The sequence below is a fragment of the Paractinoplanes pyxinae genome (assembly GCF_026626335.1).
GTDB classification, from domain to species: Bacteria; Actinomycetota; Actinomycetes; order Mycobacteriales; family Micromonosporaceae; genus Actinoplanes; species Actinoplanes pyxinae.
This window is the reverse complement of record NZ_JAPNTZ010000008.1, coordinates 209,538-228,878: the sequence shown is the minus strand read 5'-3', so window position 1 is coordinate 228,878 and position 19,341 is coordinate 209,538. Positions and strand designations below refer to the sequence as shown.

Sequence of the window (19,341 nt, the reverse complement as noted above, 5' to 3'; positions counted from 1 at the left end):
TGTCGTGTCAGACCTCGACGACCTGCTGACCCGGGCCACCGCCGATCCGAACGTGCTCGGCGTAGTCCTCACCGGCTCGCGCGCTCGCGGCCTGGCCACCGAGCACTCCGACGTCGACATCACGGTCGTCATCGCCGCCCACAGCGGCGCCTGGCCTCGGGAGCGAACACGGACGCTCGACATCGCCGCCGTCACCGCCGGGCAGATGGCCGACACGTCGGTCCTGTGGCCGCGCTACGGCTTCCGCGGCGCGCAGGTCCTGCTCGATCGCGGTGGCGTCGCGGCCCTGGTCGAGCGCCAGGCCACCCCGACCGCCGAGGAGGCTCGCGAGTGGGCGCGCGAGGCGTTGGACGGCTACGTCAACCAGCTCTACCGGGCCGTGAAGAGCCGCCGCGACGGCCACCCGGCGGCCGCCGCCCTCGACGAGCAGGAGAGCGTCGGCTGGTTGCTGACGACGGTGTTCGCCCTGCACGGCCGGCTGCGCCCGTACAACAAGTACCTGGAGTGGGAACTGGCCACCCATCCGCTGCCGGACCCGTGGAACGACCTGCTGGCGCCGGCCTACGTGGCTACCCACCCCGTCGAGCTGTTCCCGGCGGTGGTCGACCTGGTCCGCGCCGAGGGCCACGGCGACGTCCTCGACGAGTGGGGCGCCGACATCGACCTCATTGCGTCCCGAGCGGCCTGATCAGCGCGTACGCCGACTCGACCGGCCCGCCGTCCAGATAGATCAGCACCTGCCCGCGTTCCAACGTGCTGATCCCGTCCTGCCGCACTGATCCGTCGCAGGGGAACTCGCCCCGCACGAGCTCCCGCTGTGCCTTGCCGACCTTCACGACGTACGTCAAGGTCTTGTCCGGTTTCTGGTCGGCGCACGCCGCCTGAACCATGTACTCGCCGGTGCCGTCGGACAGGCGGTGAATGGTGGTCTGCTCGTTCGGCACCCGGTCGCGGATCGTCATCACCCGCCGCACCAGCTCACCGTCGGCGACAGCGGGCGCCTTCACCGGTGCCACCGAGGCCGCCGGCGAAGAACTCGGCGCCGCCGACTCTGGAGTGGAGGCAGGTGCAGCAGGCTCCGGCTCCGGTTCGTCGCCGCAGCCTCCGATGGTGAGAGCAGCGGCGAGCGCGAGCACGTAAGTCTTGATCACCCGCCGATAGTGGCAGGCGGCCGCAGCTCTTTGACCAGGAACCGGCAGGGATCCGCCACCTCATGACGTTCGCCGCTGTCGTCGACGTAGTGGTAACGGTCGAGATAGTGGCACCCCGTCTCGGCATAGCCCAGCCGGAGGTAGAGCGCCGCCGCCCGCCCGTTCGAGTCGTCCACACCCATCCCGAGCCGCCCCACGCCCCGCGCGACCACCACCGACTCGGCCGCACTGATCAGCGCCGTCCCGATGCCCTGCCCCTGCCGCCGCGGCACCACGCTCAGCCCACTGAGCTCCGGCACCCCGGGAAACGCCGCCTGAACCTCGGCCGCCCCGCAACCGCCCCAGATGATCTCGCCCGACCCGCCCGGCAGTCCATCGTCGACGCAGGCCACTAGATAGGTGCCGCCCCCGGCGACCTGCCGCCGATAGCGAGCCTCGTGATACCCGCTCAACCCCGGCGAGGGCAGCACCTTCTCCAGCGCCGCAACGTCCTCCGCCCGGCATTTCGCGATCCGCACGTCCACCGGCTCAGTCGCTCCCGCCGCCGCCACCGCTGCCGCCGTCGAAGCCGGCTGCCGCGCGGAAGTGGTCGTTCTCGCCGACCGCACCCGTGTGCCTGTCCGGCACGCCCCGGCCGCGGCGGAAGATGTCATCGCCGGGCCGCTTCCGCTCGCGCCGGATCTGCCCGGCGGCCTTGCGAGCCGCGGCCAGCTTGTCCACGGGCTTACGACGCCGGCGGCCCCACACCCACAGGCCGGCGCACAGCGCGGCAATCACGGCGGCCGAGACGGCGATCCACGTCATGACTCCACGGTAGAGACCGCGATCAACGGAATTTCGGGAGCTCAGGCCCGCCCGCTACGTTCCTGACGGGTCGGGAACGCAGCCGGCGTAACAATCGACGGCTGGGCGGACAGGTAGGGGTGTGACGACACTGCGAGCCGACCGTGAGGGCCGCTTCCGAGCGCTCTACGCCGACGCGTACGCCGATGTCCTGGCCTTCGCCCAGCGCCGGGGCCATCTGAGCCAGGCCGAGGACGTGGTGGCCGAGGCGTTCCTGGTGGTGTGGCGCCGGTTCGACGACGCGCCCCGGAAACGGGACGACGCCCGCGCGTGGGTCTTCGGGATAGCCCGCCACTGCCTGCTCAACGCCCAGCGCGGTCAGGGCAGACAAGAGGCATTAGCCGTACGCGTGGCGTCGATGCCGCTTGTCGACGGCAACGAGCCGTCGGCCGACCTGATCGACCTGGCCGTCGCGTGGAAGCGGCTGACGCCGGCCGAGCAGGAAACGCTGGCCCTGACTGTCTTCGAGGATCTGAGTTCCACGCAGGCCGCCCGGGTGCTCGGGATCAGCGCCGCGAGCTACCGGATCCGTCTGATGCGCGCCCGCCGGGCCTTGCGCGGGCATCTGGCGCCGGGCGCCTTTCCCACCGAGCTGATGGAGGCCCAGTCGTGAAGTCGCTGCGAGCGCTGGACGTCGCCGTCCCACCCACCTTCGAGCAGTACGAGCGGGCCGCCGCCACCCTCGACCGGATCGTCGCCACGCCGCCCGACCCGCCCCGCCGCCAGTTGATCAAAGGCTGGATGCTGGTCCCGGCACTGGCGGCCACGGTCGCGGTCCTGGTTCTCGTGGTGCCGTGGGGTAAGAGCGATCGCGCGTACGCCACCTGGACGCCGATCCCCGTGGCACTGAGCCCCGCCGAGACCACACTGGTCGGGAAGGCCTGCCGCAAGGAGATGCGCATCTACGATCACCTCGACCTCAGCCGGGCCGAGCTCGCCCTGGCCGAGCGTCGCGGCGAGATCGTGACCATGCTCTACCGCCACGACGATCCGGCCTCGACCGGCTTCTGCCTGGCCCACAACCTGCCCGGCACCGACGACGTCGACGACGTGAAGACCGGCAACGCCAGCAGCTCCGGCAACTTCCGGCCGGCACCTGCGGGCCGCTTCATCGAGGGCGCTCTGGCCGTCTATCCCGAGGGCGTTTCCGTCACTGAGGGGGCGGCCGGCCCGGACGTGGCCGGATTGGTCATACACACCGGGGGATTGACCGTGCAAGCGACCGTCAGCGATGGCCGATGGGTCGCGTGGTGGCCGGAACCAGCCATCGTGGACGGCGAAGATGTGCCGCGCACCTACGACGTACAGCTCAATGACGGCCGGATTTTCAGGAACGCGCAACCGGCGAAGTGACGTTCTACGCGGCCAGGGAGTGGGCCACCCGGCGCAGGAACTCGTTGTTGGACGTCGTGCCACGCAGCTGGTCGAGCAGTTGCCGCATGGCGTCCGGGGTGCCCAGCACCCGCCGCACCTGGGTCACGATGGCGAGTTCGGCCGGGGAGAGCAGCGTCTCGTCGTGCCGGGTGCCGGTCGAGGAGAGGTCGATGGCCGGGAAGATGCGACCCTCGGCCAGCGTACGGTCCAGTTTGAGCTCGGCGTTGCCGGTGCTCTTGAACTCCTCGAAGATGACGGTGTCCATCGCGGAGCCGTTCTCGACCAGCGCCGTGGCGATGATGGTGAGCGAGCCGCCGCCGTCGATGTTGCGCGCCGCGCCGAGGAAGCGCTTCGGCGGGTGCAGGGCCGACGCGTCCAGGCCGCCGGTCAGCGTACGGCCGCGGCCCGGCGCCATCAGGTTGTACGCGCGACCCAGCCGGGTGATCGAGTCGAGCAGCACGACGACGTCCTGGCCCTGCTCGACCAGGCGCTTGGCCCGCTCGATGGCCAGTTCGGCCAGCGCCGCGTGCTCGTGGGGAGGCCGGTCGAAGGTGGCCGCGACGATCTCGCCGTCGACGGTGCGGCTGAAGTCGGTGACCTCCTCGGGCCGCTCGTCGACCAGCACGACCATCAGGTGCACCTCGGGGTTGTTGTGCGCGATGGCCTGGGCGATCTGCTTGAGGATCGTGGTCTTGCCGGCCTTGGGCGGGGCCACGATCAGCGCTCGCTGGCCCTTGCCGATGGGCATGGCCAGGTCGATGACGCGGGTGGTGAGCAGCTTCGGGTCGGTCTCGAGACGCAGCCGCTCCTGGGGGTAGAGCGCGGTGAGCTCGTAGAAATCGGGCCTGCGGCCCATCGGCCGGTCAAGCTGCAGGGTGGCGGGCTTGCGTCCGTTCGTACGGGCAATGCCGTTGACTTTGTCGCCGCGGCGCAGACCGAGCCGGCGAACCTCGTGCGTGTTCACCGGAATGTCGTTGCGGCCGGGCAGGTAGCCGTCGACGCGCAACCACGCGCGGTCGTCGACGATGTCGAGCAGAGCGTCCTCGAGGACGACCTCCGCCGGGGTGTTCGTGTTGATGGTGGTGCTTGTCATGGGGGTACTCCTCAAGAGCCTGCGACATCGCAGGGTGAGAGAAAACGCCCGTGTTGGGCGCTGTGATGAAAACGGCCGGAAACAACGCGGCCGGGAAAGGCGCCCCGGGGGCTTCCAAGACTGGAGCCGCGCCCGGTGGCTGCGGTAAAGGTAGCATCCCGTCGCGGCGGCGCAAGACTCGACATCCGGCGGACACGCCGTGTTTGCCGGCCGGATGCCTGGACGGTATGGAATGCGGCGTGCACCACGCGAACCACTACTACGGCCACAGCCATGTCCTGGCCCGCTACTGCGGCCTCGACGACACCGATCCGCCCCGCCTGCACGGCTACCTGCAGCACGGCTGGAACATCGGCGACGGCATGGCCCCCGACCACGAGTACGTCCCGGGCGTGCCGAAGTTCGTCTGGTCGGAGCGGGTGCGGCGCCGGGCCTGGTCGCTCGGGCGGCGTGAGGTGTACGTGGTGGGCTCCCCATGGGCGTACCTGATAGCGATGGAACCCGAACCGGCCGACGCGCCGCCGCGCGAGGGCACGCTGTTCTATCCGTTCCACGGCTGGGAGGGGCAGCACATCATCGGCAACCACGAGGGTCTGATCGACGAGATCAAGGCCACCGAGGAGGGCCCGGTGACGGTGTGCCTGTACTGGCAGGAGTTCCGAGACAAGCGGGTCCGGGCGACCTACGAGCGGGCCGGCTTCCGGGTGATCTCCCACGGCTACCGGGGTGGATGGTGGAAGGACCTCGACCCCGGGTTTCTCTACCGTCAACTCGCTGAGCAGCGCAGACATTCCCGCGTGGCCTCGAACCGGTTGAGCAGCGCCATCATGTACGGCACCCTCGCCGGCTGTGAGCCTGCCGTCTACGGTGACCCCATGCAGCTGGAGCGCGAGAAATCGGCCTTCGGCGGTCAGGCGAGGATCGTACGGGAATGGGCAGAGATGCACGGTGCGTCGCTGAACCTCGAGGCAGCGCGCCGGATAGCCGTCGCCGAGCTGGGCGCCGACCGTCTGCTGCCGCCGGCCGAGCTGCGGCGCGTGCTCGGCTGGCCGTCCCTGCGTGAAGATCCCGACATCGAGCTGACCGGAGTGCTGACCCGATGACCACCCTGATCGGCGGGGAAATGCTCCTCTGGTCCGACCTCGACGGCAGCCACGGCCGCCCGCCCGACTCCGGTGCCACGTTGCGGTCGCTGTTGTCTCAGGCTTCCGGCCGTACGTTGGTGGCCGGGCCGCACGACCCGGAGCTCATCGGCAGACTGGCTCAGCCGACGGTGCTGGTCCGTGGCGACGCCGACGCTGCATTGCTTTCGTCTTCGGGCGTTGCGGTTCTGTGCGGAAGCCTGGAGAAGCTGGCCGCCTCGCCGGAGTACGACACGGTGATCGCTCTGGACGGGCTCGATCGCCTGCTGTCGGCCGAGGCCGAGCCGCACTCGTGGAGCGAGACGCTCGATCTGCTGCTGGCCGTGCTGAAGCCGGGCGGTCGCCTGCTGCTGGGCGTGCAGAACCTGTTCGGCGTCGACCGGTTGGTGGCCCTGCCGGCCGCCCCCACCGACGCCGAGTGGGAGGTCCCCGACGATCACGATCCGGCTCGGCCCGCCGGACACGCGGGGTTGCTCGCTCATCTGACTGTTCGTGGGCTCCAGGTCGAGCGTGACTACGCGGCGTACCCCTCACTGTCGTCGCCCACGGTGCTGCTGAGCCGTGAGATCCTGGCGTCGCCCGATCTGTCCGGCACCCTGGAGGCGGCGGTGGTCACCGCCGTCCAGCCTTCGACCAACGTCCTGACCGATCCCGCTCGCCTGGCCACCGCCGCCGTGCGGAACGGCTTGGCGGCCGAGCTGGCTCCCGCCTGGTTCGTGATTGCCCGCCGCGCTGCCGGCGCTCTTCCTTCTGTGCGTGGCGAGGCCGCCGACGCGGTGATCAACGGTGCGGAATTCCGGCTTCCTGATGTCGCCCTGCCGCGCGGCCGTACCCTGCAGGATCACCTGCTGGCCGCCGCCCAGCGCCGCGACCTGCCCACCATGCGCGACCTGCTGAGCACCTGGCAGTCGGCCCCCGCCGCCGGCGTACCCGCGGGCCAGATCGTCGTGACCGCCGACGGTGACCTGACTGCTCTTGCGCCGGCCGGCGAGCCATTGAGTGCGCTCCGAGCGTTCGCCCGCGAGGCCATCGCCGGCGGCTACGCCCACCTGTGGCCCATCCCGGCTGACGAAGCCGAGCTCACCGCCGTCCTGGCCGGCATGACCGGCCGCGAACTGGAGCCGTCCGACGTCCCGCCCGCCGACGAGCCCCCCGCTCACGCCGTGGCCGACCTGCTGGCCGACCGCGACCGCCTGACCCGCGAACTGTCCGAGGCCAAAGCCAAACACGAGTGGTACGAGCAGATGCTGTTCCGCCGGGAGGCCGAACTGAAGCGCGTACGCCAGATGAACGCCCTCTTGTCGGCCACCATCCCCGGCAAAGCAGCCACCAGCCTGGTCGGCGGCCTGAGAGCAGGAAAGCGCGCCATGCGATCGGTAGTCCGCCGAACCCGAGGCAACTGACAGCCGGGCCGGCTCGGAGCTCGGGGCCGCGGCCGGTCGCATTCAGCCGGCGACACCGGCGGGCCGTTCGATTGACCAGCCGGGACGGCTCGGAGCTCGCGGCCGCGGCCGTTGGTACTCAGCCCGCGATACCGGCGGGCCGTTCGACTGATCAGCCGGGACGGCTCGGAATCGGGCTGCGCGACCGGCAGCACTCAGCTGGCGAAACCGGCGGGCCGTTCGATCGCCGGCACGGGGGATTCCGGGAAATGGCGCCCGAAATGCTCGTGCGCCAATCCTTCGATCACTTTGTAGCCCCAAGTAACAAGATTCGGGTCGTCGATGCCCGCCACCGCCGGCGGTTCAGCACTCCCGAGAAGCATGCCGCCGGTCTTCCGCACAGTCTTGAAGTGCGCGTTACCGGAACGAAGCACCGCCGCGCCCGAGATCGCCTCAGCGGTAGGCGGCTGCGGTTCGCACCAGTCCAGCAGCCCGACAACAAGAGAGCGCGGCGTCGTCCACTCGTAGAAGCCGAGCACCTGCCCGCAGCAACACCACCCGCCGCGCCGGGTCGGGATGCCCCAGAAGTCCCCGGGCCGAATGTGGGCCATGGATTTCGGCTCGAACGGATACCCAGGATGGCGAGGCACCGACGGAGCCTAGCGATGCCAGATCCATGCCGGCGAGCCCGGCCGGATTGCCGCTACTCCCATTAGCCTTTGAGGGGAAGAGCGTGCGTTTCTGTTTTGTGTGTTTTCAAAACTGTCACGCGAACCTGTGTGAAGACGCGGCGTTTGGTCGATGTGGTTCGCACTCGGGTGAACTTCATGCTGACCTTCTGCGTCACGTAATTAGCGTCGGCACATGAGGGTTCACAGCTGTTGATGTGCCGGATGCTCGTCGCGTAACCCGTACTGCTGGTCAGCTTCGTCCATTTGATGTTGGTGTAGTACAGGTCTTTGAACGGCTCGATCTTCTTCGGCTTGACCTTCACGACGACGGGCGTGGACCAGTAGTTGACGACCACACCCGGCTTGGCCGCCGCCGACGCGGGCGCGGCGACGAGAGAACTGCCGGCCGTGATCGCGCATGCGATGGCAGCCGCCAGTCGGTTGAAGCGCATCGAATGACTCCTGAAGGCACGACGACGAGACACCCCGCACCATCGGAACGGCTCGTGCCGACCTGAGCTTCGTTCGCGGGCTTTCGGTCGCCGGCGTTCGAGCAGCGGCTGTTCGCCTTTGCCGACCCCCGCCCGGTTGCTCGCGCAATTCGGGGAGCGCTCGGCGGTCAGGTGTTGCGGGCCTCGTCGTAGATGTCCTCGAGGCGGCTGCTTTGCTTGGCGGCGTCGAAGTCGGCTTCGGCTCGGGCTCGGGCGGCCTTGCCCATGCTCGCTTGCAGGGCGGGGTCGTCCAGGAGCTTGCGCAGGTTGGCCGTCAGGGCTTCGCGGTCGCCTTCGGGGCCCAGCAGGCCGGTCACGCCGTCGGTCACTGCCTCGGGGATGCCGCTGTGGTGGGTGGAGACGACCGGCAGGCCCAAGGCCATTGCCTCGACGACTGTGGTGGGTAGGCCCTCGCTGTCGCCGTCGGCGGCGGTTCGGGAGGGGGCGGCCAGCAGGCGGGACTGGGCCAGCAGGCGGTAGACCTCGTCGGCGGGGCGGGCGCCCAGGAAGGTGGCGTCCACGTTCAGGCTGCGGGCGTAGCCCTGCATCTCGGCGAAGCGGGGGCCGTCGCCGATGAACAGGGCCTTCGCCTTCACTGTGGCCAGGGCGGCGATCAGGTCGTCGGCGCCCTTCTTCTCGACGAAGCGGCCGACGAAGGCGACGTCGTACTGCTTCGGGACGTCGGGGACTTCCGTCGGGATGGGCACGCCGTTGTAGTGGACGCGGACCTTGGCCGGGTCGGCGCCCCAGTGGATCGCGCGTTCGCGGATCACCTCGGAGACGGCGATCAGCACCTTCGCGCGCTGGAAGACCGTGCGCAGGTTGCGGCGGTAGCGGACGCCCTTGGGGCCGGTGCTGGACGGCTGGCGGGTCACGTCGTGCCCGTGCAGTGTGACGATCAGCGGCAGCCGGGCCCGGGCGGCGGACGCGCTGATCAACCAGCCGTCGCCACCGAAATGGGCGTGCACCAGCTCAGGACGTACGGCCGCAATTGTCTTTTGCAGGTGAGGCGACGTGCCGGTCAGCCGCAGGCGCAGGAACGCCCGACGATCGGCCTCGCTCGGATAGGCGATGAGGTCGGTGTCGCGCGACAGCGGCGAGTCGATCTTCGTGGCGCCGGCGTAGACGGGCTCCCAGCGGGTCAGCGCGTCGGCCTGGGTGCGGACGAAGGTCTCGGAGCCCAGCAGCATCGCACTGCGCCAGATGAGGACCTTAGGCATTCTTACGACCGACAACCAAGTCGCGTACGCGGTGACGCACCGCCGGCGGCAGGGCCCAGATCTGCAGGAACGTGACGTATTCGAGCGCTCCCGGACGGCCGTTCGTGCGCGCCTCGGACAGCAACTGGCGGAAGACCTTGGGATCGCGGGTCGGCGCCGCCATCGAACTGATCACACTCATCGTCACGGCAGCGTACGCGCGGGGAGTGAAGAGGTGGCGGCTGGCGCGCGCCCAGGCCAGCTGCTCCTCCCACGGGTTCTGCAGGCTGATGCGCTCGCGGTTCTCGTCCTGGTGCCACAGCACAAGCGGCTCAGGCGCGTACAACAGCTCGACGTCGTCGTGCTGCAGCGCGCGCAGCGTCCAGTCGAGCTCTTGCTGGCGGCGCAGGCCGACGGTGAACGGCACCCGGCGCAGCAGCTCGGTCGGCGCCATGATCGTCGAGGTCTGGATGAAGCCGTCGCCGTAGAAGAGGCCACGGCGTACGAGAAGATATTCGCTCAGCGGCTCGCCGGGCTCGGGCAGGCGGCGGGGCATGACGGTGTCGGCCCGCGGCGTCCGGCTGATCATGCGGGTGGCGACGATGGGGGAGGCCTTGGTGGCCGTCGCAGCCAGGGCGAGCTGCCGCTCGATCTTGTCGGGCATCCACTCGTCGTCGTCGTCGAGCAGGGCCACGTACCTGCCCTCGGCCGCCTTGACGCCCTGGTTGCGCGCGTTGGGCGCCTTGCCCCGCTCGGGCAGCACGATCACCCGCAGCCGGTCGTCGCCGATCTCTTTCAGCGCCGTCACCGTGTCGTCGTCGGGGCCGTCGATCACGACGATGACCTCGAGGTCACGGTGGGTCTGGCCCAGGGCGCTGCGGACCGCGCGCGTGGCCAGTTCCGGTCGGTTGCACGTCGGGATGACGACGCTGACGTCCATGTCTTGGTTACCTGCTTCAGGCTGCCGGGGCGGTTTGTCCGGGAGAGTAGGCGCGCCCGGCGTCCGTACGGTTAATGAGAAGAGGCGCCGACACGAAGCCCGCATGTCCCCGGATCAGGCCCCGCGCGAAGCGCACACACCTGAGCAGGTGGTTTCGAGAGCCGACATCACTCGACCGAGGTAACGCGACGGAAGCGTTTCGAAGCGTACGGTGAACCGCACCTTGCCGAGCGGAAGAGGGAGAGTGCCGGTGGCGGGGCTGCTCGATCGCCTCGAACTCGGCGACCACGTGTGCTGGACCGTCGACGACGACGAGGTCCGGCGAAACGCGATCGTCGACGTCCTGCGGGCCGGGATCGGCGCCAGCCACAAGGTCATCTATTCCGGCGACGAGCCCGGCGTGGTGCTGGCCGGGCTGGCCCGCCGGGGAGTGGCAACCCGGCCGCTGATCCAATCCGGTCAGTTGACCGCCACGACGCCCGAGGACAGCTATCTGGCCGGCGGCTTGTTCGACGCCGAGGGCACGCTCGCGCACTGGAGCGTCGAGAAGACCCGGGCTCGCGCCGAGGGCTATCGCGGCATGCGGGTGGTCGGGGACATGACCTGGGCGCGGCGGCCGGTGCCGGGCACCGAAAGCCTCGAATGGTACGAGGCCCGGTGCAACAAGGTGTTCGCCGACGGCTTCGTGATGGGCATTTGCGCGTACGACCGACGGGTCTTCGATCCGCTGACCCTCAGGCGGCTGGCGCTGGCCCACCCGGGTGCGGCCGGCCCGCTGCTGCCCTTCGACCCGGACACGTCGCTCCGCATTCGCCGGACCGAGGAGCCGTACGGGCTGTGGCTCGCGGGCGAAGCAGACATGTCCAACCGGCACGCGCTGGCGGCGATGGTGGAAGAGATCTTCGTGACCCGGGACCCCGGAACGCTGGTGACGATCGACGTGACCGCCCTGGGCTTCGCCGACATCGCGGCGGCCCGGGTGCTGCTCGACGCGGCCCGGCACGGCCCGGCCCACATAGTCGGCTGCTCGCCGGTGATGCTGCGCCTGCTGACCTTCCACGGCGCCGCCGCGATAGCGGACCTGGTCGTGACGGCCGGCTATCCCTGAACGCGCAGCTGGTCGCGGACCCGGTCGTTACCGCCGGCTATCCCTGAGCGCGCAGCTGGTCGCGGACCTCCATGAGCGCGAAGCCGAGCAGGTTGGTGCCCCGCCAGCGGCGCGGGTCGGCGGCGGCCGGGTCGTCGCGGCCCAGGCCGATGCCCCAGACCCGGTCGAGCGGGCTGGCCTCGACCAGGATGCGGTCGCCGGTGGTCAGCAGGTAGTCGCGCAGTTCGTCGTGCTGGCCGAACTTGGCCCGGTTGCCGGAGACGACGATCTCGAAGCGGTGCTCGTCCCAGGATGCTTGGTCGAAGTCGGCGACCCGGCCGCCCAGGGTCTTGGCCACCTTGGGGTGCGGCGCGGCCAGGATCCGCTCGGCCATGGCGTCGTCGCCGAACAGCTTCGCCTTGCGCCACATCATGTAGTGCTCGGCACTGGCGAACCGCTGGTCGTCGGCCCCGAATACGGCCGGCCACCACTGGCTGAGGCAGCCGGCACCGGTGCTGCCGTCGCGTTCCGGCTGGTGGCCCCAGAAGAACAGGTATTTCACGCGGTTCTTCTGAGACACGTACGAGGTGAGCTCGTCGACGCTGCGGACCATGACAGACATGCCCGCGAGTCTGCCTCACATCAGGGGGACGCGCCGACCGGATTTTCTGTCATACCCGACCCCTACGTTCGTCCCATGAACATCGAGCGCTTCCGCATAATCGGCGCGGCTGTCGGCCGCTTCGCGCGCACGTTGGCTCCGCCGGGCACGGCTGCGAGCTGCCGCGGCGGCGTCGCCGTGAGCCCTTGACTCTCGTGTGGGTCGAGGGTGCAGCATCGCGGGGTCTTGATGCGACATACCTGGGGGAGTGGGCTGTGCCGGAACCGGCGACCGACGAGACGATGGTGGCCATCACCGCGGCGATCCAGCGTGGTCACGCGGGTGATCGGGCCGGCGCGCGCGACGAGCTGGAACGGCTGTGGGGCCAGACCGGCGATGCGCTGCACCGGGTCACCATCGCGCACTTCGTGGCCGACCTGCAGGAATCGGTGGCCGACGAGCTGTCGTGGGACGAGCGGGCGCTCGCGGTTGTGGCCGAGTTGACCGACGAGCGGGCCCAGCAGTACGACAAGTCGTTCCAGGTGCGAGCGTTCAAGCCGTCGCTGCACCTCAACTTGGCCGACGCCCACCGGCGGCTCGGCCACGTTTCCGAGGCGTGGCACCACGTGGCGCTGGCCCAGGCCGACATCGACCTGCTCCCGGACGACGACTACGGGCGGCTGGTCCGCACCGGGATGGAGAAGATCAGGCGGGCATTGGAGGAGGGGTCGATCGAGCCACTAGTTCCGTGACGTCGCCCGCCGCCGCACTCGCGAGACGCAAGTGCGGTGGTGGCGGCGCGAGTGCGGTGGTGACGGCGCGGGCGGCTCAGGTGAGGCGGATCAGGCCGGCGTCGGTGGGGCGGAAGCCGCACCGGTCCACGTAGAAGTGGCGCAGGTGCGGCTCGAAGTCGACGTGCACCCAGGAGCAGCCGGCGGCCTTCGCCTCCTCGGTCGCCGCGTGGACGAGGGCTGTGCCCAACCCGGCGTGCTGCGAGCCGGGATCGACGGCCGTGTCGAGCAGGAAGGCATGAGCGCCTCCGTCCCAGCAGACCTGCACGAATCCGATCAGCCGGCCGTCCTCGAACGCGCCGACCCACGTGAGCGCGTGCCGTTCGAGGCGTTCGGCCCACGGCACCACCACCGGGTCCGGGCCTCCGCCGAAGGCTCGCGCGTGCAAGGCGCTCAGCTCCGCGTCGTCGACCGGGAACCTGACGACCAGCGAGACGCTCATGCGGCGGCTGCCCGCAGGGCGTAGAGCAGCGGGATGCGAGGGACCGAGGTGGGCCGGCGGAAGAAGCCTTCGGGCGTCTGCTCCATGTCGGGCCAGTTGGGCCACGGGATCTCGTCGCTCTCGCGCAGGGATGTGATCGTGAGGCCGGCGCTGACGAGGGCGTTGATGACCTCGCCGAGGCCGTGCGACCACTCATAGCTCGTCGTCGCGTTGGTCAGGGGCGGGCCGTCCGTGTACGTGTAGGTCGCGTCTTTCTCGTGCGGGCCGCGGCCGGCCAGGTAGTCGTGGCGCAGCAGGAGGGTGTCGCCGCCGGGCATGACGCCCAGCGCGTGGAAGACCGGGTGGAACTCGACGATGTAGGCGATGCCGCCGGGGCGCAGCAGGGCGGCCACCTGCTCGGCCCAGCCGGTCAGGTCGGGCAGGTAGACCAGCGCGCCCTTGCCGGTGTAGACGATGTCGAACTTGCGGCCGCCCAGCGCCTCGGCCGCGTCGTAGACGTTCGCCTGCACGTATTCGATCTCGGCGCCCGCCGCGGCGGCTCGGCGGCGGGCCGCTTCGCAGGAGGCGGCGGACAGGTCGAGGCCGACGACCGTCCGGGCGCCCCCCTGCGCGAAAGCCAGCGTCTCTGTGCCCAGGTGACATTGCAGGTGCACCACGTCGCGGCCGGCCGGGTCGCCGAGGTCTTCCCACTCGTACGCGGGAAACCAGCTTCTGGCCTCTCGGGCGTAGAACCGGCTCGCGTCGTGGATGGGAACGCGCTCGTCCCAGTTCGCCTCGATGGCCGCCATCCGCTGCCGGGTCGCCGCGTCGAAATCCATGACGTCCATCCAGCCACAAAGAAGATCGTGGATCCAGCCTGGTCATGACGCATCGACGAGCGTACGGGCCGCTGAGACCGTCCTGTTATCGATAACAAAGTTACGCTCAAATGTCGGCAACGTTGCTTTGAGCGGTTGACACGTCTTCGTGTGACCGTTCACACTCACTGCCACCCCGCCCGCTCCGACGAACCTGAAGAAGGAGTACCGCATGAGACTGTCCAGGATGGGTGCGGTGGTGTCCGCCGCCGTGCTCGCGACCTCCCTGGCCGCATGTGGTTCAAGTGAGAAGACCGTCGACAAGGAAGCCGGCGCCGGCGACGCGCAGGGCGCTCTGATCGGTGTCACCATGCCGACCCGCTCGTCCGAGCGCTGGATCAGCGACGGCGACAACCTCAAGAAGCAGCTCGAGGCGCTCGGCTACCAGGTCGACCTCCAATACGCCGAGGACAAGATCCCGACCCAGACCCAGCAGCTCGACAACCAGATCACCAAGGGCGCCAAGCTGCTGATCATCGCCTCGATCGACGGCACCGCGATCACCACGCAGCTCGAGAACGCGAAGGCCAACAAGATTCCGGTCATCGCCTACGACCGGCTGATCCGCAACAGCCCCAACGTCGACTACTACGCGACGTTCGACAACTTCAAGGTCGGCGTGCAGCAGGCGACCTCGCTGCTCACGGGCCTGAAGGTGCTGAAGCCGGACGGTTCGGCGGGCGACGCCAAGGGCCCGTTCAACATCGAGCTGTTCGCCGGCTCGCCCGACGACAACAACGCCACGTTCTTCTTCAACGGCGCCATGAGCGTGCTCAAGCCGAAGATCGACGACGGCACCCTGGTCGTGAAGAGCAAGCAGACCGACTTCAAGACCGTGGCCATCCTGCGCTGGCAGGCCAAGACCGCCCAGGACCGGATGGAGAACCTGCTCACCTCCACTTACCGGAGCGGGGCCAAGGTCGACGGCGTCCTTTCCCCGTACGACGGTCTCTCGATCGGTATTCTTTCGGCCCTCAAGAGCAACGGGTACGGAACATCCGCTCAGCCCTACCCGATCGTCACCGGTCAGGACGCCGAGCAGGCCTCGGTCAAGTCGATCCTGCGCAACGAGCAGTACTCGACGATCTACAAGGACACCCGCGAGCTGGCCAAGACCACCGTCGAGATGGCCGACGCCGTGCTCAAGGGCCAGACGCCGAAAACCAACAACACGACCGACTACGACAACGGCGTCAAGGTCGTCCCGTCGCAGCTGCTCGAGTCCGTGATCGTCGACAAGGCGAACTACAAGAAGGAACTCGTCGACACCGGTTACTACACCGAGGCTCAGCTGAAGTAATGAGCGACGTCATCCTCCGCATGCGGGGCATCTCCAAGACGTTCCCGGGCGTCCGCGCGCTCGACGACGTCAACCTGGAGGTGCTCCGCGGCGAGATCCACGCGATCTGCGGGGAGAACGGCGCCGGCAAGAGCACCCTCATGAAGGTGCTCTCCGGCGTCTACCCGCACGGCGATTACCAGGGCGAGATTACGTACGACGGTCAGGAATGCCGGTTCGGCGGCATCCGCGACAGCGAGCACCGCGGCATCGTCATCATCCACCAGGAGCTCGCGCTCGCCTCGAACCTGTCCATCGCCGAGAACATCTTCCTCGGCAATGAGCAGTCCAGGCGCGGTCTGATCGACTGGAACCGGACCAACGCGGCCGCGGCCGAGCTGATGCGGCGGGTCGGGCTCGACGAGAACCCGGTGACCCAGGTGCTCGACCTGGGCGTCGGCAAGCAGCAGCTGGTCGAGATCGCCAAGGCGCTGTCCAAGCAGGTGCGGCTGCTGATCCTCGACGAGCCCACGGCGGCGCTCAACGACGACGACTCGGCCCACCTGCTCGACCTGCTGCGCGGCCTGCGGGACGAGGGCATCACCTGCGTGATCATCTCGCACAAGCTCAACGAGGTGCTGGCCATCGCCGACCGGGTGACGATTCTGCGCGACGGCAGGACGATCACCACGCTGGACGCCGACGGCCTCACCGAGGACAGGATCATCAGCGGGATGGTCGGCCGGGACCTCGACCACCGGTTCCCGCCGCGCGAGCCGGTGATCGGCGACGAGGTGTTCCGGGTCGAGAACTGGACGGTGCACAGCCCGACCCAGCACGGCCGTCTGCTCGTGGCGGACGCCAGCTTCAACCTGCGACGGGGCGAGATCGTCGGCCTGGCCGGGCTGATGGGCGCCGGGCGTACGGAACTGGCGATGAGCATTTTCGGTCGTGCCTACGGCACCGGGATCAGCGGGCGGATCTACAAGGACGGCCGGGAGATCCGGTTGCGGTCGGTCGGCGAGGCGATCAAGCACGGGATCGCGTACGCGACGGAGGATCGCAAACGGTACGGGCTGAACCTGATCGAGGACATCAAGCGCAACGTCTCCGCGGCCGGGCTGCGCAAGCTCGCCCGGCGCGGGTGGGTCGACGACAACGAGGAATACCAGGTCGCCGACTCGTACCGGAAGAGCCTGAACATCAAGGCGCCGAGCGTCTCCAGCATCACGGGCAAGCTGTCGGGCGGCAACCAGCAGAAGGTCGTCCTTTCGAAGTGGATCTTCACCGACCCCGACGTGCTGATCCTGGACGAGCCGACCCGGGGGATCGACGTCGGCGCCAAGTACGAGATCTACACGATCATCAACAAGCTGGCCGAGGACGGCAAGGCGATCCTGCTGATCTCGAGCGAGCTGCCCGAACTGCTCGGGCTGTGCGACCGCATCTACACCCTCTCGGCCGGGCGGATCACCGGTGAGGTGCCGCGGGCCGAGGCCACCCAGGAAGGGCTCATGACCCTGATGACTCTTGGACAGGGGGCACCCCGATGAGCCTCGACCTCAACGTGGCGAAGACGTCGATCCCCGATGCCCCGACGGGCGGCGGCCGGCGCTTCTCGATCAACCTGCGGCAGAGCGGCATCTACATCGCGTTCGTGGCGATCGTGCTGCTGTTCACGATCCTCACCGGCGGCGACATGCTCGCCCCGCAGAACATCAGCAACATCATCGTCCAGAACTCGTACATCCTGATCCTGGCCATCGGCATGATCCTGGTGATCATCGCCGGGCACATCGACCTGTCGGTGGGCTCGATCGTGGCCGCCACCGGCGCGGTCGCGGCCGTGCTGATGGTCAACCACGACGTGCCGTGGCCGCTCGCGCTGCTGATCACGCTGGTGGTGGGCGGGCTCATCGGGGCCTGGCAGGGCTACTGGGTGGCGTACTTCGGGATCCCGGCCTTCATCGTCACGCTGGCCGGCATGCTGCTGTTCCGGGCGGTCACGTACAACATCCTCGGCAACCGGGGCATCGGCCCGTTCCCCGAGGCGGTGCGGACGCTGTCCAACGGCTTCACCAACGGCTATCTGGGCAACATCGGGTTGGGCGCGCTCGGCGGGGCCGACCTGTTCAGCCTGCTGATCGGCGTCGTGGCGGTGGCCGGCATCGTGGTCACGCAGTGGCGCTCGCGGGCCGGGCGGGTCCGCTACGGCCAGGTGGTCGAGCCGTTCCCGCTGTTCGTGGCCAAGATCGTGGTGGCCGCGGTGGCCGTCATGTTCGTGATCGTGCAGCTGGCCCGGTTCCGCAACCTGCCGTGGGTGCTCGTGCTGCTGGCGGCGCTCGTGCTGGGCTACTCGCTGCTGACCAACCGGGCGGTCTTCGGCCGGCAGATCTACGCGGTCGGCGGCAACCTGCAGGCGGCGACGCTGTCGGGCGTGAAGACCAAGGCCGTCGTGTTCTGGATCTTCGTGAACATGGGCGTGCTGGCCGCGCTGGCCGGCATCATCTTCGCGGGCCGGCTCAACCAGGCCAACCCGACCGGCGGCGACCAGTTCGAACTGGACGCGATCGCCGCCGCCTTCATCGGCGGCGCGGCGGTGCAGGGCGGAGTCGGCAAGGTGGTCGGCGCCATCACCGGCGGCCTGATCATGGGCGTGATCAACAACGGCATGAGCCTGATCGGCGCCCCCAGCGAACAGGTAATGCTCGTCAAGGGCGCGGTGCTGCTGGCCGCGGTCGCCTTCGACGTCTGGACAAAGCGCCGCGCCGGCGCGTCCCGCTGACCCAAGCCGCACCTACAGCGAACCGATCGACGGCCGCCCGGGCCATCCGCCCCGGCGGCCGGCGCTCGTTTCGGCGGTTTGGTTGGCGGTTCCTGTCGTTCGGCGCTCGTCCGAATGCGCGGATCGTCGTTTGCCGTCGTTTACCTGTCGCTTGAGTGCCCACCCCGCCAGTTGTTGTTCGTTGCTGCGCTCGGCGTGGTGGCCGCGGGTGGTTGTTGTTGTTCGTTACGGCGCCGGCGTGGTGGCTGTCGTTGGTCGTTGGTCGCTCAGCTTGGCGGACGCCGTCGGTCGATGCCGGGTTCGGCCGATGTTGGTGGGCGCAGAACGGTGAAGTGGTCGATGAGGGCTTGGGCGACCGCTTCGGGGTTCTCCTCGGCCATGTGGTGGCCGGACTCGATCGGGACGCCGCGGACGTCGGCGGCCCACTCGCGCCAGATCGCGAGCGGGTCGCCGTACAGGTCTTCCATGTCGTCGCGGGTCGACCACAGGAACAGGGTCGGGCACGTGGTCGACCGCGGGCCGGTCAGTTCGTGCTCGCGGTCGACGGTCAGTCCCGCGCGATAGTCCTCGAGCATGGCCCGTACGGTGTCCGGGTCGCGAGTGGCGGCGCGGAACTCCTCGTAGTTCTCGCGGCCCATCTGCTCGGGCGTGCCCTGGTACCAGGCGTCCGGGTCGGCCAGGATCGCCCGCTCCGGCTTCTCGGGCTGAGCGAAGAAGAACCAGTGCCACCACTCCGCCGCGAACCGTGCATCGCAGCGCGCCAGGGCTTCGCTGATCGGCACGCCGTCCATGACGGCCAGCCTGGTGACTGCATCTGGATGATCAAGTGCCAGCCGGAGCGCCACGTAGCAACCCCGGTCGTGTCCCGCCACGGCGAAACGCTCATGACCGAGTGCGCGCATAAGTTGCACGAAGTCGTTCGCTACTGCACGTTTCGACTGTTGCGAGTGGTCGTTTCTGACCGTCGCCTTGCTCGAACGGCCATAGCCGCGCATGTCCGGGCAGACAACGCTCAACCCCGCCTCGACGAGCCGGGGCGCGACCGCGTGCCAGGTCGACCCCGTGCGCGGATGGCCATGAATCAACAGAACAGCCGGCCCGGCGCCGCCGTGCCGCACCCGCAGCGTCACTCCACCGACGTCCACACGCTCGTCCACGAACCCCTCGAACATGACGGTTCTCTTACCCAGCGAATCTCGATCAAGCAGCATCG

22 protein-coding genes are annotated in these 19,341 nt (G+C 69.0%); 10 read left to right on the top strand and 12 right to left on the bottom strand.

What is annotated here, in order from left to right; all coding sequences use genetic code 11:
- The first annotated feature begins 4 nt into the window (after positions 1 to 4).
- Positions 5 to 688 (top strand): nucleotidyltransferase domain-containing protein, encoded by a 684-nt coding sequence (locus OWR29_RS23845; protein WP_267565411.1) that lies wholly within the window; start codon positions 5 to 7, stop codon positions 686 to 688.
- Here the strand turns inward: OWR29_RS23845 and OWR29_RS23840 are convergent.
- The 3 genes from OWR29_RS23840 to OWR29_RS23830 are packed head-to-tail and all read right to left on the bottom strand — an operon-like array spanning position 666 to position 1,955.
- A complete protein-coding gene (locus OWR29_RS23840; RefSeq protein ID WP_267565410.1) occupies positions 666 to 1,151 on the bottom strand; it encodes a hypothetical protein in 486 nt (161 codons plus the stop codon). The two genes, OWR29_RS23845 and OWR29_RS23840, sit on opposite strands and share 23 nt — an antisense overlap.
- A complete protein-coding gene (locus OWR29_RS23835; RefSeq protein WP_267565409.1) occupies positions 1,148 to 1,675 on the bottom strand; it encodes a GNAT family N-acetyltransferase in 528 nt (175 codons plus the stop codon). The genes OWR29_RS23840 and OWR29_RS23835 overlap by 4 nt, the downstream gene beginning before the upstream one ends.
- A gap of 4 nt (positions 1,676 to 1,679) precedes the next feature.
- On the bottom strand, positions 1,680 to 1,955 hold the full coding sequence (locus OWR29_RS23830) for a hypothetical protein (RefSeq protein ID WP_267565408.1): 276 nt from the start codon (positions 1,953 to 1,955) through the stop codon (positions 1,680 to 1,682).
- Positions 1,956 to 2,076: 121 nt separating this feature from the next.
- Between OWR29_RS23830 and OWR29_RS23825 the strand changes: the two genes are divergently transcribed.
- Together OWR29_RS23825 and OWR29_RS23820 are read left to right on the top strand one after the other, a co-directional pair.
- Positions 2,077 to 2,607 carry an RNA polymerase sigma factor gene (locus tag OWR29_RS23825; RefSeq protein WP_267565407.1) on the top strand — a complete coding sequence of 177 codons (531 nt, stop codon included), beginning with the start codon at positions 2,077 to 2,079 and terminating at the stop codon, positions 2,605 to 2,607.
- On the top strand, positions 2,604 to 3,347 hold the full coding sequence (locus OWR29_RS23820; RefSeq protein ID WP_267565406.1) for a hypothetical protein: 744 nt from the start codon (positions 2,604 to 2,606) through the stop codon (positions 3,345 to 3,347). Before OWR29_RS23825 ends, OWR29_RS23820 begins: the two co-directional genes overlap by 4 nt.
- A gap of 4 nt (positions 3,348 to 3,351) precedes the next feature.
- On the opposite strand, the gene rho is transcribed toward OWR29_RS23820, so the two are convergent.
- Positions 3,352 to 4,461, bottom strand: coding sequence for a transcription termination factor Rho (gene rho / locus OWR29_RS23815; protein WP_324291266.1), 1,110 nt, complete (start codon positions 4,459 to 4,461; stop codon positions 3,352 to 3,354).
- A 239-nt stretch (positions 4,462 to 4,700) separates the two neighbouring features.
- Between rho and OWR29_RS23810 the strand changes: the two genes are divergently transcribed.
- Together OWR29_RS23810 and OWR29_RS23805 are read left to right on the top strand one after the other, a co-directional pair.
- A complete protein-coding gene (locus tag OWR29_RS23810) occupies positions 4,701 to 5,564 on the top strand; it encodes a hypothetical protein (protein ID WP_267565404.1) in 864 nt (287 codons plus the stop codon).
- Entirely contained in the window at positions 5,561 to 7,006 is a 1,446-nt protein-coding gene (locus OWR29_RS23805) for a hypothetical protein (protein WP_267565403.1), read from the top strand. Before OWR29_RS23810 ends, OWR29_RS23805 begins: the two co-directional genes overlap by 4 nt.
- Positions 7,007 to 7,200: 194 nt before the next feature.
- On the opposite strand, the gene OWR29_RS23800 is transcribed toward OWR29_RS23805, so the two are convergent.
- The 4 genes from OWR29_RS23800 to OWR29_RS23785 form a co-directional block, all read right to left on the bottom strand.
- Positions 7,201 to 7,635, bottom strand: a complete 435-nt coding sequence (locus OWR29_RS23800) for a hypothetical protein (RefSeq protein WP_267565402.1) — start codon at positions 7,633 to 7,635, stop codon at positions 7,201 to 7,203.
- A 62-nt stretch (positions 7,636 to 7,697) separates the two neighbouring features.
- Complete coding sequence (locus OWR29_RS23795) at positions 7,698 to 8,108, bottom strand: hypothetical protein (protein WP_267565401.1); 411 nt, start codon at positions 8,106 to 8,108, stop codon at positions 7,698 to 7,700.
- A gap of 167 nt (positions 8,109 to 8,275) precedes the next feature.
- Entirely contained in the window at positions 8,276 to 9,367 is a 1,092-nt protein-coding gene (locus OWR29_RS23790; RefSeq protein ID WP_267565400.1) for a glycosyltransferase, read from the bottom strand.
- A complete protein-coding gene (locus OWR29_RS23785) occupies positions 9,360 to 10,286 on the bottom strand; it encodes a glycosyltransferase family 2 protein (RefSeq protein ID WP_267565399.1) in 927 nt (308 codons plus the stop codon). Before OWR29_RS23785 ends, OWR29_RS23790 begins: the two co-directional genes overlap by 8 nt.
- Before the next feature lie 250 nt (positions 10,287 to 10,536).
- Between OWR29_RS23785 and OWR29_RS23780 the strand changes: the two genes are divergently transcribed.
- Positions 10,537 to 11,394, top strand: coding sequence for an MEDS domain-containing protein (locus OWR29_RS23780; RefSeq protein ID WP_267565398.1), 858 nt, complete (start codon positions 10,537 to 10,539; stop codon positions 11,392 to 11,394).
- Positions 11,395 to 11,431: 37 nt separating this feature from the next.
- Here the strand turns inward: OWR29_RS23780 and ybiA are convergent, their stop codons facing one another.
- Positions 11,432 to 11,995 carry a riboflavin biosynthesis intermediates N-glycosidase gene (gene ybiA, locus OWR29_RS23775; protein WP_267565397.1) on the bottom strand — a complete coding sequence of 188 codons (564 nt, stop codon included), beginning with the start codon at positions 11,993 to 11,995 and terminating at the stop codon, positions 11,432 to 11,434.
- A gap of 281 nt (positions 11,996 to 12,276) precedes the next feature.
- Here ybiA and OWR29_RS23770 point away from each other — a divergent pair, with 281 nt between their 5' ends.
- Entirely contained in the window at positions 12,277 to 12,726 is a 450-nt protein-coding gene (locus OWR29_RS23770; protein WP_267565635.1) for a hypothetical protein, read from the top strand.
- Between the two features lie 76 nt (positions 12,727 to 12,802).
- Here OWR29_RS23770 and OWR29_RS23765 read toward each other — a convergent pair whose 3' ends face one another.
- The gene (locus OWR29_RS23765; protein WP_267565396.1) at positions 12,803 to 13,207 is read right to left on the bottom strand and encodes a GNAT family N-acetyltransferase; all 405 of its coding nucleotides are present in this window, start codon (positions 13,205 to 13,207) and stop codon (positions 12,803 to 12,805) included.
- Positions 13,204 to 14,034 carry a class I SAM-dependent methyltransferase gene (locus tag OWR29_RS23760; protein WP_267565395.1) on the bottom strand — a complete coding sequence of 277 codons (831 nt, stop codon included), beginning with the start codon at positions 14,032 to 14,034 and terminating at the stop codon, positions 13,204 to 13,206. Before OWR29_RS23760 ends, OWR29_RS23765 begins: the two co-directional genes overlap by 4 nt.
- Positions 14,035 to 14,236: 202 nt before the next feature.
- Between OWR29_RS23760 and chvE the strand changes: the two genes are divergently transcribed.
- From chvE to mmsB, 3 genes are read left to right on the top strand one after another with little or no spacing between them, the layout of a single operon-like run.
- On the top strand, positions 14,237 to 15,364 hold the full coding sequence (chvE, locus tag OWR29_RS23755; protein ID WP_267565394.1) for a multiple monosaccharide ABC transporter substrate-binding protein: 1,128 nt from the start codon (positions 14,237 to 14,239) through the stop codon (positions 15,362 to 15,364).
- Positions 15,364 to 16,896, top strand: coding sequence for a multiple monosaccharide ABC transporter ATP-binding protein (gene mmsA / locus OWR29_RS23750; protein WP_267565393.1), 1,533 nt, complete (start codon positions 15,364 to 15,366; stop codon positions 16,894 to 16,896). Before chvE ends, mmsA begins: the two co-directional genes overlap by 1 nt.
- Positions 16,893 to 18,128 carry a multiple monosaccharide ABC transporter permease gene (mmsB, locus tag OWR29_RS23745; protein ID WP_267565392.1) on the top strand — a complete coding sequence of 412 codons (1,236 nt, stop codon included), beginning with the start codon at positions 16,893 to 16,895 and terminating at the stop codon, positions 18,126 to 18,128. The genes mmsA and mmsB overlap by 4 nt, the downstream gene beginning before the upstream one ends.
- A 266-nt stretch (positions 18,129 to 18,394) precedes the next feature.
- Here mmsB and OWR29_RS23740 read toward each other — a convergent pair whose 3' ends face one another.
- The gene (locus OWR29_RS23740) at positions 18,395 to 19,300 is read right to left on the bottom strand and encodes an alpha/beta fold hydrolase (RefSeq protein ID WP_267565391.1); all 906 of its coding nucleotides are present in this window, start codon (positions 19,298 to 19,300) and stop codon (positions 18,395 to 18,397) included.
- Between the last annotated feature and the right edge of the window lie 41 nt (positions 19,301 to 19,341).

Bases quoted from the DNA above. Each gene is read 5' to 3' on its own strand.
- OWR29_RS23830 (WP_267565408.1), bottom strand. From the start codon at position 1,955: ATGACGTGGATCGCCGTCTCGGCCGCCGTGATTGCCGCGCTGTGCGCC.
- rho (WP_324291266.1), bottom strand. From the start codon at position 4,461: ATGACAAGCACCACCATCAACACGAACACCCCGGCGGAGGTCGTCCTC.
- OWR29_RS23805 (WP_267565403.1), top strand. From the start codon at position 5,561: ATGACCACCCTGATCGGCGGGGAAATGCTCCTCTGGTCCGACCTCGAC.
- OWR29_RS23795 (WP_267565401.1), bottom strand. From the start codon at position 8,108: ATGCGCTTCAACCGACTGGCGGCTGCCATCGCATGCGCGATCACGGCC.
- OWR29_RS23790 (WP_267565400.1), bottom strand. From the start codon at position 9,367: ATGCCTAAGGTCCTCATCTGGCGCAGTGCGATGCTGCTGGGCTCCGAG.
- OWR29_RS23785 (WP_267565399.1), bottom strand. From the start codon at position 10,286: ATGGACGTCAGCGTCGTCATCCCGACGTGCAACCGACCGGAACTGGCC.
- ybiA (WP_267565397.1), bottom strand. From the start codon at position 11,995: ATGTCTGTCATGGTCCGCAGCGTCGACGAGCTCACCTCGTACGTGTCT.
- OWR29_RS23770 (WP_267565635.1), top strand. From the start codon at position 12,277: ATGGTGGCCATCACCGCGGCGATCCAGCGTGGTCACGCGGGTGATCGG.
- OWR29_RS23765 (WP_267565396.1), bottom strand. From the start codon at position 13,207: ATGAGCGTCTCGCTGGTCGTCAGGTTCCCGGTCGACGACGCGGAGCTG.
- OWR29_RS23760 (WP_267565395.1), bottom strand. From the start codon at position 14,034: ATGGACGTCATGGATTTCGACGCGGCGACCCGGCAGCGGATGGCGGCC.
- chvE (WP_267565394.1), top strand. From the start codon at position 14,237: ATGAGACTGTCCAGGATGGGTGCGGTGGTGTCCGCCGCCGTGCTCGCG.
- mmsA (WP_267565393.1), top strand. From the start codon at position 15,364: ATGAGCGACGTCATCCTCCGCATGCGGGGCATCTCCAAGACGTTCCCG.
- mmsB (WP_267565392.1), top strand. From the start codon at position 16,893: ATGAGCCTCGACCTCAACGTGGCGAAGACGTCGATCCCCGATGCCCCG.
- OWR29_RS23740 (WP_267565391.1), bottom strand. From the start codon at position 19,300: ATGTTCGAGGGGTTCGTGGACGAGCGTGTGGACGTCGGTGGAGTGACG.